General features: G+C 38.9%; 15 protein-coding genes. 14 read left to right on the top strand and 1 reads right to left on the bottom strand.

Annotated features, from left to right (window positions below):
* Positions 1-40 precede the first annotated feature (40 nt).
* From E6X37_RS05635 to E6X37_RS05690, 12 genes are all read left to right on the top strand, one after another.
* Positions 41-1,798: a 1-deoxy-D-xylulose-5-phosphate synthase gene (locus E6X37_RS05635; RefSeq protein WP_316581478.1), complete on the top strand. Its 1,758-nt coding sequence runs from the start codon at positions 41-43 to the stop codon at positions 1,796-1,798.
* A gap of 329 nt (positions 1,799-2,127) precedes the next feature.
* The gene (locus E6X37_RS05640; RefSeq protein WP_021147750.1) at positions 2,128-2,814 is read left to right on the top strand and encodes a carboxymuconolactone decarboxylase family protein; all 687 of its coding nucleotides are present in this window, start codon (positions 2,128-2,130) and stop codon (positions 2,812-2,814) included.
* A gap of 201 nt (positions 2,815-3,015) precedes the next feature.
* Positions 3,016-3,675 (top strand): tRNA (guanosine(46)-N7)-methyltransferase TrmB, encoded by a 660-nt coding sequence (gene trmB / locus E6X37_RS05645; RefSeq protein WP_227065516.1) that lies wholly within the window; start codon positions 3,016-3,018, stop codon positions 3,673-3,675.
* A gap of 1 nt (position 3,676) precedes the next feature.
* Positions 3,677-5,002, top strand: coding sequence for an FtsW/RodA/SpoVE family cell cycle protein (locus E6X37_RS05650; RefSeq protein ID WP_316055554.1), 1,326 nt, complete (start codon positions 3,677-3,679; stop codon positions 5,000-5,002).
* A 128-nt stretch (positions 5,003-5,130) separates the two neighbouring features.
* Positions 5,131-6,414 carry a uracil permease gene (uraA, locus tag E6X37_RS05655; protein ID WP_101928946.1) on the top strand — a complete coding sequence of 428 codons (1,284 nt, stop codon included), beginning with the start codon at positions 5,131-5,133 and terminating at the stop codon, positions 6,412-6,414.
* Positions 6,415-6,611: 197 nt separating this feature from the next.
* Entirely contained in the window at positions 6,612-7,076 is a 465-nt protein-coding gene (locus E6X37_RS05660) for an NfeD family protein (RefSeq protein ID WP_004693763.1), read from the top strand.
* Positions 7,077-7,112: 36 nt separating this feature from the next.
* The gene (floA, locus tag E6X37_RS05665) at positions 7,113-8,069 is read left to right on the top strand and encodes a flotillin-like protein FloA (protein WP_004693762.1); all 957 of its coding nucleotides are present in this window, start codon (positions 7,113-7,115) and stop codon (positions 8,067-8,069) included.
* An 8-nt stretch (positions 8,070-8,077) separates the two neighbouring features.
* The gene (locus E6X37_RS05670; protein ID WP_316581480.1) at positions 8,078-8,734 is read left to right on the top strand and encodes a hypothetical protein; all 657 of its coding nucleotides are present in this window, start codon (positions 8,078-8,080) and stop codon (positions 8,732-8,734) included.
* Positions 8,735-8,986: 252 nt separating this feature from the next.
* Entirely contained in the window at positions 8,987-9,718 is a 732-nt protein-coding gene (locus E6X37_RS05675; protein ID WP_287509537.1) for a sortase, read from the top strand.
* A gap of 54 nt (positions 9,719-9,772) precedes the next feature.
* A complete protein-coding gene (locus tag E6X37_RS05680) occupies positions 9,773-10,711 on the top strand; it encodes a hypothetical protein (RefSeq protein ID WP_287511241.1) in 939 nt (312 codons plus the stop codon).
* Positions 10,712-10,859: 148 nt separating this feature from the next.
* Complete coding sequence (locus tag E6X37_RS05685) at positions 10,860-11,453, top strand: DNA glycosylase (RefSeq protein WP_008602839.1); 594 nt, start codon at positions 10,860-10,862, stop codon at positions 11,451-11,453.
* Between the two features lie 223 nt (positions 11,454-11,676).
* On the top strand, positions 11,677-12,963 hold the full coding sequence (locus tag E6X37_RS05690; RefSeq protein ID WP_323727139.1) for an MFS transporter: 1,287 nt from the start codon (positions 11,677-11,679) through the stop codon (positions 12,961-12,963).
* Positions 12,964-13,040: 77 nt separating this feature from the next.
* On the opposite strand, the gene pepT is transcribed toward E6X37_RS05690, so the two are convergent.
* Positions 13,041-14,264 carry a peptidase T gene (pepT, locus tag E6X37_RS05695; RefSeq protein WP_287511240.1) on the bottom strand — a complete coding sequence of 408 codons (1,224 nt, stop codon included), beginning with the start codon at positions 14,262-14,264 and terminating at the stop codon, positions 13,041-13,043.
* A gap of 249 nt (positions 14,265-14,513) precedes the next feature.
* On the opposite strand from pepT, the gene E6X37_RS05700 reads away from it, so the two are divergent.
* Positions 14,514-16,451: an OPT family oligopeptide transporter gene (locus E6X37_RS05700; RefSeq protein ID WP_004697976.1), complete on the top strand. Its 1,938-nt coding sequence runs from the start codon at positions 14,514-14,516 to the stop codon at positions 16,449-16,451.
* Between the two features lie 351 nt (positions 16,452-16,802).
* Complete coding sequence (locus E6X37_RS05705; protein ID WP_155086386.1) at positions 16,803-17,588, top strand: basic amino acid ABC transporter substrate-binding protein; 786 nt, start codon at positions 16,803-16,805, stop codon at positions 17,586-17,588.
* The last annotated feature ends 66 nt before the right edge of the window (positions 17,589-17,654 follow it).

The following is a 17,654-nucleotide window of genomic DNA, read 5'->3' on the forward strand; positions in this document are numbered from 1 at the left end:
TGTAGTTGAAGTAATTATAATTTGTATTGAAAGGATTACCATGAACTTAATTGATGTAAAATCTCCAGCCGATTTAAAAGGCTTATCTATTTCTGAATTAACAGATTTAACGGCACAAGCTCGTCAAGCACTCATGACAAAGGTCTCTGAACACGGCGGTCATTTTGGTCCACCTATGGGGGCAGCAGAAATAATTATGGCCTTACACTATGTATTTAATTCTCCTGTAGATAAAATCGTATATGATGTATCCCATCAATCGTATGTACATAAGATGGTTACAGGACGTGCCTTAGCATTTTTAGATCACGACCATTATGATGATGTAACAGGTTATACAGATCCTACTGAAAGTGAGCATGATTTCTTCAATATTGGTCATACGTCCACATCTATCTCCTTAGCATCTGGCCTAGCTACTGCTCGGAATTTAAAGGGGGACACTGAAAATATTATCGCTATTATCGGTGATGGTTCTTTATCTGGTGGGGAAGCCTTTGAAGGTCTCGATTATGCAGCAACATTAAACAGTAATATGATTATCATCGCCAACGATAATGACCAATCCATTGCAGAAAACCATGGCGGTTTGTATCGTGGTCTTCGAGAATTGCGCGAGACTAATGGTGAAAGTCCTAATAATATTTTTAAGGCTCTTGGTTTAGATTATCGTTTTGTAGCAGATGGTAATGATTTGGAAACCTTGATTGATGTATTTAAGGATGTAAAAGACATTGATCATCCAATCGTGTTACATATAGTTACTCAAAAAGGTAAGGGCTATGCCATTGCAGAGCAAAATAAAGAAGCCTTCCATTGGACAATGCCCTTTGATTTAGAAACAGGCAAACCAAAAGAAGAGGAGAATGGTCCAACGTATGCTGGTACCATCGCTAATTACTTGATGGAGCAAATCAAAGTAGATCCAACTGTGGTAGCTATTAATGCGGGCACACCAGGTGGCTTTGGTTTTACTCCAGAATGGCGCAAGGCGGCAGGCAAACAATACATCGATGTAGGTATTACAGAAGAACACGCTATTGCGATGAGCTCTGGTATTGCGAAAAATGGCGGTAAACCAGTGTTTAATGTATATAGTACGTTCTTACAACGTACCTATGACCAATTGGTGCAAGATCTTTGCGTCAATAATAATAGTGCTGTTATTATCAATCACTATGCCTCTGTATACGGCATGAACGATGTCACTCATTTAGGGTTCTTTGATATTCCTATGCTTACTAGCATTCCTAATTTAGTATACTTAGCACCTACTAATAATGAAGAATTGTTAGCTATGACCGAGTATGCAGTTCATCAACATGAGCATCCTGTAGCAATTCGTGTTCCTGTAGGTGAATTCACAACTACAGGTGTAGCGGATACAACGGATTATAGCATTTTGAATAAATCTGAAGTGACTCGCCGTGGTGAAGGGATTGCTTTATTAGGTCTTGGTAATTTTTATCCTTTGGCTAATCAAGTGGCTGATGAATTGGCTAAAGACGGTATCCATGTAACTGTAGTAAACCCTAAATTTGCATCTGGCCTTGATGAAGAACTACTAGAAGAATTGAAAGCAAATCATTCTGTAGTATTTACGTTAGAAGATGGTGTAGTTGAAGGCGGTTGGGGCCAGCGTGTAGCTAGTTTTTATGGACCATCTAACATGCGTGTTAAGAACTATGGTATTGCTAAAGAATTCCACGATCGTTATGATGCAACTGAATTGTTACGAGAAAATGGCGTTTCTCTAGATCAGATTGTGGCGGATGCAAAACAAGTGTTATCTGTTTAGTTTGATAAAATATTAAATAAATAATTCTCTGTAAATACAGTAGAACTCTGGAATTGGCAGATTTCTACTGTGTTATTTTTTTATTTGTCCAATTTCATTCTATAATTAAGTGTGGTTTATAAATATATAATTTTTATAGATAAATATATATAATTTATTAAAAGATTATAGATTTTTTTCGAATAGGACTATAAAAATTAGATGAAGTATTATATAATAATATCTACAGTATGTATTACAGTAGAACAGTAAAATAAATCCATTGATAATATACGCTACTATTGCAGTATTATACAATTAGTATTAATGATAAGGGAGATTGTAAGACTTTGAAAAGAGTATTAACCTTAACATTAGCCGTGGCCATCGTTGCCGGTGGCTATATGTTTGAGGCTAATGGGGCGGGAGAACAACCTTCTAAACAGGCACCATCTATATCTGAGATAAATATATATACGCCAAAAGAGCTTAATGCACGTCAAAAAGACTTGGTTGAAATCGGCCGCTATACTGCGTCTGGTGATCAAGGTGCATTAAAGAGTGCAATTGCATCTGCTATTGAGCGAGGCACGTTGACGCCACAAGAGGTGAGTATTGCCATTCGTCAGCTTTACTCTGCTGCTGGCTTGAAACAAATGAATGCTGCTTTAGCTACATTTGATCAATTACGTGATGAACGCCCTGAGTTTGGCGATGAGTACGAAAAATTGGTACCAAAGCAAACAGGACTTAGTGCTTTATTGGGGAATGGCACTAATGGGGCACCTTTAACAAAGCCGAAAGCTGAGGAAACAAAAGAGGGGGTTCAATATAATACGTTCCGTATGAAAAAACCAAAACCTCAAAATCGTAATCGTTCACGTTTAGGTAAATTGGACCGTGAATTGGTCGCTGCGGCAGCACTAGGTACTCGAGTTGGTAAAAATAATCTTTTTACTGCAGCTGAAAAGAGTTTATCTGAACTTGGCCTAAGTCAATATCAAATTGAAAATTTAGAAGCTATGATTTTCCAATAAAATGTAGACCTACTTCTTTCGGAAGTAGGTCTTTTTTTATGGCTTCTACTTTCACAGTTTTAATGATTAGGGTTAAATCCATAGAATGTAATTGACGTTTAAGGTTCCCTTTTCTATAATTAATAAGATAGGTATATGACCTGTAATAATAAATATAAACAAATATAAATATATTATTAAAAATAGATGTAAGGAGAAAGTATGCGCCTTCGTAGAAAACCATGGATTGATGAAGCTATCCACGAATATGACTCTCACATCATTTTGTCTGGTCAAGAAGAGTTTAAAGGCAAGTGGCGTGAATTATTTGAACATCCTGAGTACCCATTATATATGGAACTAGGGACGGGGAAAGGTCGCTTTATTGCGGGGATGTCTGAAGCGTATCCAAATGCTAACTTCGTAGGTTTTGAAGTACAAATGGGTGTTATCTATTATGCAGCACAAAAAATCTTTGAAGGAGAGCGAAACAATGCAAAGGTCTCTCTATTTGATATTGCAGGTATCGAAGAGATAGTGGCACCTGGAGAAGTTGATCGTTTCTATATTAACTTCTGTGATCCTTGGCCTAAGGCTAAACATGCAAAACGCCGCCTTACATATCACACATTCCTCGATCGTTATGCCCGCCTTTTGAAAGAGGGTGGAGAAGTTCACTTTAAGACAGATAATGAAGGGTTGTTCATGTTCTCTCTTGAAGAGTTTAAAGCGTGTGGTTGGGAGCTTAAAAATGTAACGTATGATTTACATAGCACAGACCTTCCAAATGTAAAAACTGAGTATGAAGAGAAATTTAGTAAAAAAGGACAACCTATTTTTCGCTTAGAAGCAATTAAGCCAAAAGTTCAAAAGGAGGCTTAACATGCAAACACCGAATAAGGGGGATAGTCGGTGGGGCTCACTTTTTAAAAATGATTTACAAGGTATGCTCTTACCTATTCTTCTCATTACAATTATAGGCAGTGTAAATATCTTTAGTGCTACGTATATCAGCTCTATCTATGAAAATACGGGATTATTAGGATACTTTTTAAAACATATGACATTCTTGTTTTTGTCTATGGCGGCAGGTGTTATATTGTATCGTTACGATTACCGTCAGTTACAGAAGCCTCACATGTTGCAAAGAATTATGATTGCTACACTAATTGGTATGATTTTGGTTCTTGTGATTGGTGCAGTCATTAATGGTGCACGTCGTTGGATTGTTATTGGGCCTGTATCGATTCAACCTTCAGAATTTGCGAAATTGGCTGCCTTGATATGGACGTCCGCTAAATTGAGTACCATGCGGAAATGGGGAAAACCAAAGCATACTAACCCTCTCATTAATTTACAAGGTTATTTTAGTGAACGTATAAGTTATATGTTGCCAATGTTAATATGGCCAATTATATTTGCAGGCTTAACAATCTTGCAACCAGATATGGGTACGACCGTATTGATTTTTGGTTTTTCCTTTGTGCTCATTTACTTAGCGGGCTTTGATGGAAAATTCTTTGGCGGAGCTTTTGTGATAGCTGGATTTCTTGGCTTTATTGCAGCTCGTATGTCGCCATATCGCTGGGAACGTATTCAATCTTGGTTTGATCCTTGGCCTCATGCGCAGGATATGGGGTATCAAACAGTTCAAGGGCTGTTGGCCGTAGGTTCTGGCGGTATTTTAGGCGAAGGCTTTATGCAAGGTACATCAAAGTATTTTTACTTACCAGAAGCACATACAGACTTTGCTTTTGCTGTATGGGCCCAAGAAATGGGTTTCATTGGTGCAGTGTTTGTTGTCGTTCTGATTGCAGCTTTTACCTATTTTGGGTTCCGCATTTCTAATAAGGCTCGTGATGAATTCGGGAAATGGTTAGCAATGGGCATAACATTGCTTATCAGTGGTCAGGCCTTGTTTAACATCGCCATGGTATGCGGTATCATGCCTGTAACAGGGGTACCATTACCGTTTGTTAGTTATGGGGGCTCTTCATTATTGATGAATTTCATGGCTATTGGGTTGTTGGCAAGCATTGGTCGTCGTAATGTAGAAGGGGTAAAACAAGTTGGTACAGCTGAACCATTACCATCTTTGCGTGAAGAAACACAAAGTCGTTTCAAGCCTGCTGCTACGACGCGTATTAATAAGACAAATATGCCTGGACCGTTTAAACCACGGCCTTCTAAAAAGTCGACTCGTAGATAGATTAAATTTGAACGTTAATATCTAACGTATGTATCATAAGATGAATCTGTTTGTGTAAATTCATAGAGTATATTTAAGGACTGTACTATATGAACTTAGCATCGTTATATTGTGTGTGAGGAGAAACGATGAAAGATTATATTGATATTCAAGAACGCCCATCATGGGGCCGAATGTTACCACTTAGTTTTCAACATTTATTTGCCATGTTTGGCTCTACTGTATTGGTACCGTATTTATTAAAAGTAGACCCTGCAACAGCATTGTTTATGAATGGTATTGGTACATTATTGTACTTATTTGTGTGTAAGGGTAAGATTCCTGCATATCTTGGTTCCAGCTTTGCTTTTATTGCGCCTGTAGCAGGTGTGTTATCTGCAGGTCTTGGTTATGAAGCGGCAAAAGGGGCCTTTGTTGTATTTGGTCTATCTTTTGTAATTTTATCTGTTCTCGTCCGTTATATTGGTACGCGTTGGATTGATAAATTATTCCCACCAGCGGCAATGGGTGCTATCGTAGCGATTATCGGCTTAGAATTAGCGCCAGTAGCGATGAGTATGTCTGGCCTTATCGGTAATCAAGATTTAGGCATGAGTCATAGCCAAGCTGTTATTATCTCTATGTTTTCCTTAGTTGTTACCTTGCTTGGAACTGTTGTGTTCCGTGGTTTCTTAGCTGTTATTCCTGTTCTTATCGGTGTTGTCTCCGGTTATGTATTGTCTGCTGTGATGGGAGTTGTTGACTTCTCTGGTGTAGAAGCTGCTCCTTGGCTTTCCTTGCCTCAGTTCTACGGCATGCCTGTATTTGATATCAATGCGATTATTATGATTATGCCAGCCCTCTTTGTAGTATTTGCAGAGCATGTTGGTCATTTAGTTGTTACTAGTAATATCGTCGCTAAAGACTTGATGAAAGAGCCAGGTCTACAAAGATCCTTGCTTGGTGATGGTCTTGCAAATATTCTCTCTGGTTTCTTTGGTGCGACACCAAATACGACATATGGTGAAAACATTGGCGTACTTGCCATTACTCGTTGTTTTAGCGTATGGGTAATTGGCGGTGCTGCAGTTCTTGCGATGATCATATCCTTTGTTGGTAAAGTGGCAGCACTTATTCATGCTATCCCAGTACCTGTTATGGGTGGGGTTTCCATCCTCTTGTTCGGCATTATCGCAGCATCTGGGTTGCGTATGCTTGTAGAACGTAAGGTAGATTATACAAACCCTGTTAATATGATTCTTACATCTGTTATCCTTGTGGTAGGTCTTAGCGGTGCAGAACTTGCGGTTGGACCTGTAGTGTTAAAAGGGATGGGTCTTGCTACGGTAGTAGGTATGGCGATGAGCATTTGTTTGTTGATCCTTCAAAAAACAGGCATTGGCAATGACCAATTGAAAAAAACAGAAGTATAACCTTATACGACTTCGAGCTCTTGGCGTAGAACCTTGAGATTAAAGTGAATTGACTTGTATTCAATATAATAAATGACTACTGAATCAGATTGTATCTGTGAAAGTAGTCGTTTTTGTTTAGTATCTTTATAATTTATCTTCAATATTGTATAATAAACATATAAGTTGTATAAAATTAATTTTAGAGAGGAGGGCCTATGGAGTTTTTAATATGGATGGCTATCGGTGTTTCTTTGATGGCTGTAGAACTCGTAGTACCAGGCGGTATTTTAGGTCTTATCGGTTATTGCGCATTCCTATGGGGCGTTTATGTAGCTCTTGGGGAAGGTACGGTAGCATTGTATGCTGTGCTAGGATTAACAGCCTTGTTAATTGTCATTATCATCGTGTTCTTTAATCACTTTGAAAAGACGTGGATAGGCAAATTGTTTACCTTAGGGCAACGGTCTACGACAAAAGCCGGTTATGTATCTAATGATGTATTAGAAGATTTGGCTGGCAAGGAAGGTGTAGCTCATACAACACTACGCCCTGCAGGTATTGCTAAGATTAATGGTAATTTGGTAGATGTTGTAACCGAAGGTGACTTCATCGATGCCGGTTCACCTATTGTGGTCCTTCGAGTCGTAGGTGGTCGCAATATTGTTAGAAAGCGAGATTAAGCTTTCACAACATCGTCGTAAATCATGGAGGTTATTATGGATGTAGGTATTTTAATTTTGATTCCCATTCTGCTGATTGGTATTATGGTATTTTTATATGTTGTGCCATTAGGCCTTTGGGTATCTGCTTTAGCAGCGGGCGTTAATGTTGGTATCTTTACACTTGTAGGTATGCGCTTGCGTCGCGTAAACCCGTCTCAAATTGTAATGCCGTTGATTAAAGCTAATAAAGCGGGGCTTGATGTGAATGTAAATCAGTTGGAAGCGCATTACCTTGCAGGTGGTGACGTTGACCGCGTTGTGGATGCTTTGATTGCCGCTGAACGGGCATCTATTCCGTTGACTTTTGAACGTTCCGCAGCTATCGACCTCGCCGGTCGTGATGTATTGGAAGCAGTTCAAATGTCCGTTAATCCTAAAGTGATTGAAACTCCAATTATTTCTGCGGTAGCAAAAAATGGTATCGAATTGAAAGTTCGTGCTCGTGTTACTGTACGTGCGAATATCGATCGCCTCGTTGGTGGTGCTGGTGAAGCCACAATTATTGCCCGTGTAGGTGAAGGTATCGTAACGACTGTAGGTTCCTCTGAAGAACATACAGATGTATTGGAAAATCCAGATCACATTTCCCGTACTGTATTGGGTAAAGGCCTTGATGCGGGTACTGCATTCGAGATCTTGTCCATCGATATTGCTGACGTAGATGTGGGACGTAACATCGGTGCTCAATTGCAAACTGACCAAGCGGAAGCAGATAAGAAAATTGCTCAAGCTCGTGCCGAAGAACGCCGTGCAATGGCGGTTGCGACAGAACAAGAAATGCGTGCTAAAACACAAGACATGCAAGCTAAGGTTGTGGAAGCACAAGCTGAAGTTCCTAAAGCATTGGCAGAGGCTTTCAGAAACGGTAATCTAGGTGTTATGGATTACTATAATATGAACAATATTATTGCAGACACTAAAATGCGTGAAAACTTAGCAGATGGTGAATAGGAGTAGCTATGGACTCTATTTTGTCTTCAGTGCTATCCATCTTTTCGCATAATCCAATCTTTGTTTTAGGTATCATTGCGTACATTGCTTTTTCCATTATAAAAAATAAGAATACTGAAGAGTCTGAAGAGTATGATGAGTATGAAAGCTCTGGTGGCGGAACTTGGGAAGATATGGAGCGCGAATATGGCATCTCCATAGAACGCAAGGTAGATGAACCATCTATGGATGATTTATCTAAGGTTGATGACTTTTATGGGGACTCTTATGAAGATAAACCGATTGTAAATCAGCAACGAGAAGCTCCATCGCAAACTATGGAGGACATACATTTCAATGAAGAGGCTGCAGCAGCTCAACGAGATATTGAAGCCTTATCAATGAAAAGTTCCAGTAGCACTCCGAGTTATACTACCAGTAAGACTCGCTTAGATAGAGAAGCTGTTACGGGACCGACCTTAAGTGAAAGACTAGCTGAGTTTAAACGAGATAAAGCAGCTAAAGAGGGACAAGTTCTTGTTGAAAATGTAGGCATTACAACTGCGCCTACTGCTCTAGCTGCGACTTCAACTCGTGGGCGTAAATCTAATCATGCTTTAAAAGAGGGCATGAAATGGTCCATCATTTTAAGTAAACCTAAAGCTCTTGAACGTAGATACCGTTAATGAAGCAATCTATTTATAAGCGTATAAACTAATTATGGTTTTATTAGAACATAAATAATAACGGATTGTGCACTGATGTGGTATAGCAACCATACTGTCACATATCATAATGTGGGTCATATAATTACATATTGAAAGAGGTTCCTATTGGTCACCTATGTGACTATTAGGAACCTCTTTTTTATTGTTTTTTCCTAGTGAAACTTTCACAATAATAGGGGAAGGAGTTCGTTTATAAGGAAGGGCAAAATTATGTATCGAAATGTGCGTGTTATACCAAAACAGTTGTTGCACCAATTATATATAGAGAAACAATGGAGCGTTCGCGATGTGGCGGATTATTTTCAATGTAGTGTTGATACCATCATGCGGCGTATGAAAGCGTACGATATCGAACGGAGGCCTCTGAAGAAAGAAATCAATATGGTTCATGTACAAGCTTTGTATGAGACCGGTAAGTGGTCGCTCCATTCATTAGCAAAGCGTTATGATGTGTCTATTACGACGATGGCGAATCGCTTGAAGGAATATGGATTGGTTTGTCAGCAATCAAATAAAAACGTCTCTATAGATGTAGTACGTATATGTAGGGCTTATAAAAGTGGAAATAGTACAGATGCTATTGCTCGTATGTATGGTATATCGCGATGGAAAGTTCACCATGTATTGCGGCATATGGGAAATTGCTTACTTCCTAAAGCGCGAAAGCCTATGCGCGTAGAGGAGATGGCTTATTTATATATTCATCATCACATGAGTACAGATGACATTGGATTGGCTTATGGGATACGTGGTTCTACAGTGGCAATGTATTTGCGAGAGCAAGGTATAGAAATAAGGGCAAATACTCTTGATCTAGACGAAAATAAGATTAAAAAACTCCGTGCACAAGGTTATGGAGTTGCAAAGATTGCACAGGTGATGGGATGCTCTACCTCTGCTGTGCGAAAGCGTCTAGCTATGAAAAAATATATCTCTCCTTGATGTAGTGTGGTAGATACTATATACTTAAATTTATACAATGATGGGAGGAATATTATGCTCGAAATTATATCTGCTTTAACACCGTTTTTATTACTGGGCTTAGTGGCTGCTGGCTTATCTCGCCTTTCTGGAGTAGCCTTATCAATGGTTGTAGTACCAACCTTATTGATTTGGGGTGCCACTGCGGTTGACGTAATCGCTTTTATGTTGCTTTTTGTGGTGTACAACAACTTCACTATGGAAACACAAGATATTCGTTTAGATTATAAAGATCTTGCCTTATTCCCTAAATGGCGCCTGTGCATTCCCTTCATTTTGAGTTTGGTGAGTGCCTTCTTTGTTCCTGCTGCAGGCATTGCCGTTTTTATGGCTTGCTTTGTTTTAGAGTTATTGGCTACTGTGTATAAACGCATTCCTGAAAATAAACGGCCTCGTTTACAGCGTGTAATAGTGGCATCGATTTTGAGTGCCGTTGTAACAGCTGTAGGCGCCTATATAGGTCCTAAAATTCCTAGTGAATTCTACTTTGTCTGTGTAGGCTTAGCCATTTTAATCGTTACGGACTTTGCATGGTATGCCGGCAAGCATAGAGATGCTTTTAGAAGCGCATGGGATAGCATTTGGGCTGGTTTTAATATATTCTTAGGCATGTTTGGCGTAGAGGCTTCATATTATCCAGCTGCACTAACGCGATCTATTCCAAATCCAATGGATCGCATGTTGCCTATGGTTACTGTAGTAGGTGGCTATGCAGGCCTTATGGTAGTATTCGGCTTTTATAACATTTTTTCTATACCGTCTTTGATTACAGCTATTGGTGCTACTATAGGGATACGCCTCTTTGGTATGTATGAATTTCCTCGGAATGGCAGTTTCTCTTATTTGGCAATCGGTTTTGCCGTGGCTGCTGTAATTTGCTTGTATCTCGTATCTCCGACACCAGTTGGTTTTGATCATATTAATACCTTAGTTTCTCAACCAATTGGCCAATAATAATAGATAATGTAAGTCTATTGATATATTTTAATAAGTTCTTTAGTTGCTTTCACCTAGGAGCTAATTGGATTATAATGTGTGATATATCTCATATATTGTATTGAAAATTAAGTTCATATTAGAATGTGAAAGGAGTTGATGCTATATGGCAGAAACAATTGAAACAAGACCATTCCCTCCATTCTTACCAAAGAAGGCAACAGTCATGATGATGGGCACATTTCCTCCAGAACAATCAAAACGTGCTATGGAATTCCATTATCCAAATTTCCAAAATGATATGTGGCGTGTTTTTGGCCTCGTATTCTTTGATGAAAAGGATCATTTTAGAAATGGTGAGGAAAAAGCGATGGATCCTGAGAAGATTAAAGCCTTTTTGTCTGAAGCTGGAATTGCATCTTGTCCTACTGTTTTGAAAGCTATTCGCGAAAAAGGGAATGCATCTGATGCATTTCTTAAGGTCGTTGAACCAGTTCCACTTGCGGACGTACTGGAGCAAATCCCTGACTGTAAGCATATTGGTACAACAGGCGGCAAGGCTACGGAGATTTTATTGAGCCTTTTACCAGAAAAGGTTAAATTACCTAAAACTGGTGAAACAATTCCTTTTGTATTTAATGGTCGGGAATTGACATTGACACGTTTGCCATCTACATCACGTGCCTATCCGTTGAGCCTACCGAAAAAGGCTGAAGCGTACAAGAATTTCTTCAAAGCTTGTGGTCTAAAAACAAAATAAATATTTAAAGTAGCACCTTTAATAGTTGGCTTTGAGTCTTTTGGTCTCATCTGTCGCTATTGAAGGTGTTTTTATATCGTAAAAATATATGAGGTATTAAAATGGAAATTAATGCATATTTATTGTGAATATGTAGTTTATTATAAATAAAATTGATGAGATATATAATATTTTAATTCTTGTTTTTTATAATGAGAGGTTTATAATTAACCGTTGTCGCAAACTGGTTGACAATAATTTAAAAAATGGAGTTGATAATATGGATAAGGCTAAGGAGGCCTTGTGGACAAAATCCTTTGTCCTTGATACTTTGATTAATTTCTTAGTATTTTTAATTTATTATTTATTAATCGTTATTATTGCGGTTGTAGCAAAAGATAATCTTCATGCTACGGCTAGTCAAGCGGGACTTGCTGTTGGTATATATATTATTGGCACCGTTGTAGCCCGTTTGTTGGCAGGGCGGTTTATCAGTATCCTAGGGTGTCGCAAGATGCTCTATTTAGGGTTATTGATTTACTTGATTTCAACGGCTATGTATTTCTACACACCTAATTTACTAATGCTTGATAGTGTTCGTTTCTTAAATGGTTTTGCTTATGGTATTACATCTACTGCTACAAGTACTATCATTGCTGCTATTATTCCTACGTCACGCCGTGGGGAAGGGATTAACTATTATGGCTTATCTACCTCTCTTGCCGCTGCAGTAGGGCCATTCTTAGGTATCTTGATGCTTCATAGTCTTGGTTATGATTTTATCATCGCATTCTGTGTTGCACTTATCATCCTTTGCGGTATTGGCTCTGTCATCATGAAATTTAATGAACCTAAACTTGGTATCGAATCAGAAGCACATAAGGGTATTAGAATCTCGGACTACATTGAACCACGGATGAATTCAATCAGTCTTGTTTCTATTCTAGTCGGCTTTGCCTACTCTGGTGTTATTGGCTTTATGGCAGCCTACACAAAAGACCTAGATCTTATTATGGCGGGCACCTTCTTCTTTGTTGTATATGCTGTAGTTATTACTATAACAAGACCATTGCTTGGTATTGTGTTTGATATGAAGGGTGAAAACTTCGTTCTTTATCCTTGTTTTGTATCCTTAGCACTTGGTATTTTCTTATTATCCATCGCCCACTCTACATGGCTTGTGCTTTTATCGGCTGTGTTTGTTGGCCTTGGATATGGTACATTTATGTCCAACGGACAAGCTGTTACTGTTAAAATAGTACCTGTTCATCGTATTGGTGTTGCCACATCCACATACTTCATTGCCTTGGACATGGGGCTAGGCTTTGGCCCCTATATTTTAGGCGCTGTTAAAGAGGTTGTAGGTTATACTAGTATGTTCCATGTAAGCGTTGTTGTGGCGCTCCTTGCACTAGTTGCTTATTATTTATTATATGGTCGTTATGTGGGGACTGAAAGAGATCTTTCTTTAAAAGCTCGCGCTGAAGAGGAAGAAATTAGAAATCGTAAGCGTAATAATAAGCTTGCGTAATATGTAAATTAAAAGGACTATACGAACCTAGGCTCGTATAGTCCTTTTTGTTATCTACTACTGCTTTGCTAATGCTATTATTTTTCAATATTTACAATATTAACGATAACTTCAACCGCTTTTTTCATATCATCGATACATGCAAATTCATGACGGCCATGTAGGTTTTCTACACCTGTAAAAATATTGGGTGTAGGAATGCCCATGAAGGAGATTTTGGATCCATCTGTGCCACCGCGAATAGGATCACAAATAGGTGTAATCCCAGCTTTTTCCATAGCTGCTTTGGCTACATTTACACATTCCATATTATCTTTGATGATATCGTACATGTTGTAGTATTGGTCTTTTACAGATACTTCACATACTTCACGACCATATATTTCGTTCAATGTTTGACCTGCTTGTAAGAAGAATGCTTTTTTGGCTTCGAATAGTTCTTTGTCATGGTCGCGGATAATGTAGTTCATTTTACCGGTATCTACTTGTGTTTCCATGCTCATGAGCATAAAGAAACCTTGGCGCCCACAGGTGTACTCAGGAACAGCTGCTCCTGGTAATAAAGCGTCAAATTGCATAGCTAGTTTAGCACAGTTGATCATAATGCCCTTGGCTGTGCCTGTGTGAACAGAAACACCTTTCAGGATAACGGTACCGCCTGCGGCATTAAAGGTTTCGTATTCGAGTTGACCTAGGCTTTCACCATCAATAGTGTAAGCATAGTCTACAGGGAATTGTTTAACATCGAAGTGGTCTGCGCCAGTACCGATTTCTTCGTCTGGACCGAAAGCACACATGATTCTACCATGTTTAATTTCTGGATGAGCTACGAGATAGGCGAGAGCTTCCATGATTTCACAGATTCCAGCCTTGTCGTCACCACCGAGGAGTGTTAAACCGTCAGTTACAACTAAGGACTTTCCAATGTAATTTTTTAGATTTGGAAAGTCGGCACGTCGGGTGAAGATTTGGTGTTCTTCGTTGAGGCAAATATCACTACCATCATAGTTTTCTACGATACGAGGTTTAATATTTTCTGCATTATAATCAGCTGTATCCATATGGGCAATGAAGCCGATGGAAGGAGCTTTCTCATCAGTGTTAGCATGTAATGTGCCGATGATAAAACCATTTTCACGATTATAAATAACCTCATCTAAACCTATTGCCTTTAAATCGGGAACGAGCACATTCGTAGCAAAGTCTACTTGAGTTTGAGTACTAGGAATGGTTGTACTTTCCTCATTAGACCGTGTATTTATGCTCGTATAGCGTACAAAACGTTCGACCATTGATTCCATAATGAGCCTCCTCGTAAGTAAACATACGTGTTATACAGGGCAGTATACGATACCGTTACATAATAATAGAGATTCTTAATATACTTTCATTGTAGAACAGGGACGCCAAAAATGCAAAATAATTATTTATAGGGGGTGTATTGTTTTATTCGCATAGTGCATAGAAAACCATTGAACCATGTGTAGTACCGTGTTAGTATAAAGGTGAATAGTTATACGTTTGTACTTTTTCTGTGAGGAGGTTTTACTATGTCGGACGAGGTTCGTTCCATTCCACCCATAGAACCGGTGTTAGATCCTAAGAAAGATTACGTAGAGATTAATTCATATGTAGTATTCTGGGGCTTGTTCTATGCGGCAGTTTTCACACTGGCTGTTGGCTATTTATGTTTGAAAATCGGTCAAACAGTAGATGCCTTTGCACCAGTATCTGTACTTGCTATGGGTACAGCAGTTATTCTAAAGCGGCAAAATGCTTTTGCCGAAACGGTACACATTCAAGCTATCGCTAGTTCTAGTACGAACACATTAGCAGGGGCTATGTTCTTCTTGCCAGCTCTTTACATCTGGAATGTAACAGATGTATCATTCGTACAAATGGCGATTCCTATCATTCTTGGCGGCGTTTTAGGTGTTTTATTATGCGTTATGTTCCGTCGCTATTTCGTTGAGGAAATGCACTATGTGTATCCGTTCCCAAGTGGTCGTGCTGCAGCGGAAGTATTGATGAGTAATGAAGGTAGCAAAGCAAAACTTATGCTTGGCTCTGGTTTAATTGCTCTCGTGTATGACTTTATTCTTAATAGTTTAGGGTGGTGGCAAGAGGTTATTCGCACTGCTACCTTTAAGTGGGGGGCAGCCCTTGCAGATCAAACTAAGCTAACCGCAGCGGTAGATACTGATGCAGCATTGCTTGGCCTTGGTTATTTCACGGGCCTTCGCTATGCGGCTATCATTGCAGCTGGTTCCTTCTTCTCTTGGTTTGTATGTATTCCGATTGTGTACTATTTAGCGCCTGAACATATCATGCAAATTGGCGGCCATGCAGTTCCATTAGGGGAGGCCCCAATTCGCAAGGTATTCCTTGATTATGTTCGTCATATTGGTATCGGCATGCTCGCTATGGCAGGCATCATCGGTCTAATTACAATGTCTAAAGTCGTAGCAAATGTTGTTAAAAATGCAGTGCTTGACATCTTTAGTTCTAAAACTGTAGATGTTAATTTGCTTCGTACACAACGTGATGTACCTACATCTTGGATTGGTGCTGGCATCTTGTTATGTACAGTTTTATTTGCAGCATATTTCCATTTTATGTATGCTGAAAGCTTCGGACAAACAATTGTAGCGTTCTTAATCGTTCTTATTATGTCTTTCCTATTGTCTGTAGTGGGGATTAGCTCCATCGCTTATACAGGTACGGAACCAGTTTCAGGTATGACAATCTTTATGATTATCATCTCCGCTGTATGCTTAACCGCAGCAGGTATGACTGGTAAGGTCGGCATGATTGCGGTCCTCATGATGGCATCTTTTATCGGTACTACTATTGGGATGGCTGGTAACTTCATGTCTGAGCTTAAGGTGGCACATATGACAGGTGCTACACCTAAGAAAATGGAACAATGGCAAATCGTTGGTACTATTCTTTGTGCCGTACTTTCTGTAGGTGTTATGATTCTTTTGAATGATGCTTATGGATTTGTAGGAGATCATGCATTAAATGCACCTCAAGCGAACGCTATGGCTGCCATCATTGAGCCAATGATGACTGGTGGTAGTGCTCAATGGCCTCTATACATGGCTGGCGCATTATTTGCAATCATCTTGTGGATGGTAAGAGTTCCACCGTTGGCATTTGCCTTGGGCACATACTTGCCAATGGAAATTAATACACCATTACTTATCGGAGGTTTGATTGCGTATCTTGTACAAAATAGTACAAAAGACAAAGAATTGGCAGATCTTCGCTTCTCCAAAGGTAGTACAATTGCCTCTGGTCTCGTAGCTGGTGGTGCTATTGGCTCCTTGTTTAGTGCAGTGCTTCGTATTGCAGGTGTTGATGTATTTGCTCAAGCTTGGGTAGAAACACCTGAAGCGACATATCTCAGTATCGTAATGTATTTATTACTCTGTACGTTCTTGTACAAGGTAGCTATGTATATAAAAGCTAAACATGCTAAATAAATTACATACTATATATCCTAAATGAATTGAATAGCTTATTTATTCTATAAATAACCAGGAATCCTCCATTTTGGAGATGACCGCCTTTATCAAGTTTCATCTATGCTTGGTAAAGGCGGTCTTTTTATATACTTAGGAATGTTATTTTCGATATAGCTAAAAACTATATCAATTCAATACCTATTGGTATAGTTGGATTTGTTGACCCTTACTATATCGAATGTTATCATAAAACTATAATACCTTTAGAGGTATTATTTTTATTATGCTCATAAGTGTAAGTATAAATATATTAGTTAATTAAGGAAAAATCTGTTTCTAGATAGAACGGAGAGAAGTAAGGGTAATAATATGAAATTTAAGAAAATAGCAGCTCTATTAGGGGCTTTCACTATTGCTAGTAGTTTATTAATCGCTGGCTGTGGTAATGCGGGTAATAGTCAGAAGACATGGCGCGTAGGTACTGATGCGACCTATGCACCATTTGGTTTTAAAGACAAAGATAGTGGTAAATTAGCTGGATTTGATATTGATATTATCAATGCGATTGCAAACGAAGAGGGCATAGAAGCAGATATTCAAAATCTAAACTTTGATGCGCTTTTACCAGCATTACAAAGTAACACCATCGACATCGCTATTTCGGATATGACTATTTCTGAAGAACGTGCAAAATCCGTTGATTTTAGTAAACCGTACTATATTGCAGGTAATGGTCTCGTTGTAAACATTGATAACACCAATATTAATAGCTTTAAGGATCTAGAAGGTAAACGCATTGGTGTATCCATCGGCTCTACTGGTGCAGAGATTGCTAGCAAGATTCCCAATGCCGATGTACGTCAGTTTAATATTATTGTCGATGCGTTCTTAGAATTGCAAAATAAAGGCGTCGATGTAGTTATCAATGATACACCAGTAAACGAATATTATGTTAATGGTAAGGGCAAAGGTATCGCAAAGGTTACTGGAGAGGACTATGATGCGGCACCACTAGGTATTGCTGTGAAAAAAGGTAATACAGAGTTGCTTAACAAAATCAATGATGGCTTGGCTAAGATCAAAGCAAATGGTAAATACGCAGAAATTTATAAGAAATGGTTTGGTAAGGAACCTCCAGCAGAGGTATTAAAATAGTTTGTAGATAGTACCAGAACGTATTATTTGATATAATATGCTAGGTAAGCCTCGTGTTATATGAGG

It is taken from the genome of Veillonella parvula, from assembly GCF_032550495.1.
In the GTDB taxonomy this organism is placed as follows: domain Bacteria; phylum Bacillota; class Negativicutes; order Veillonellales; family Veillonellaceae; genus Veillonella; species Veillonella parvula_G.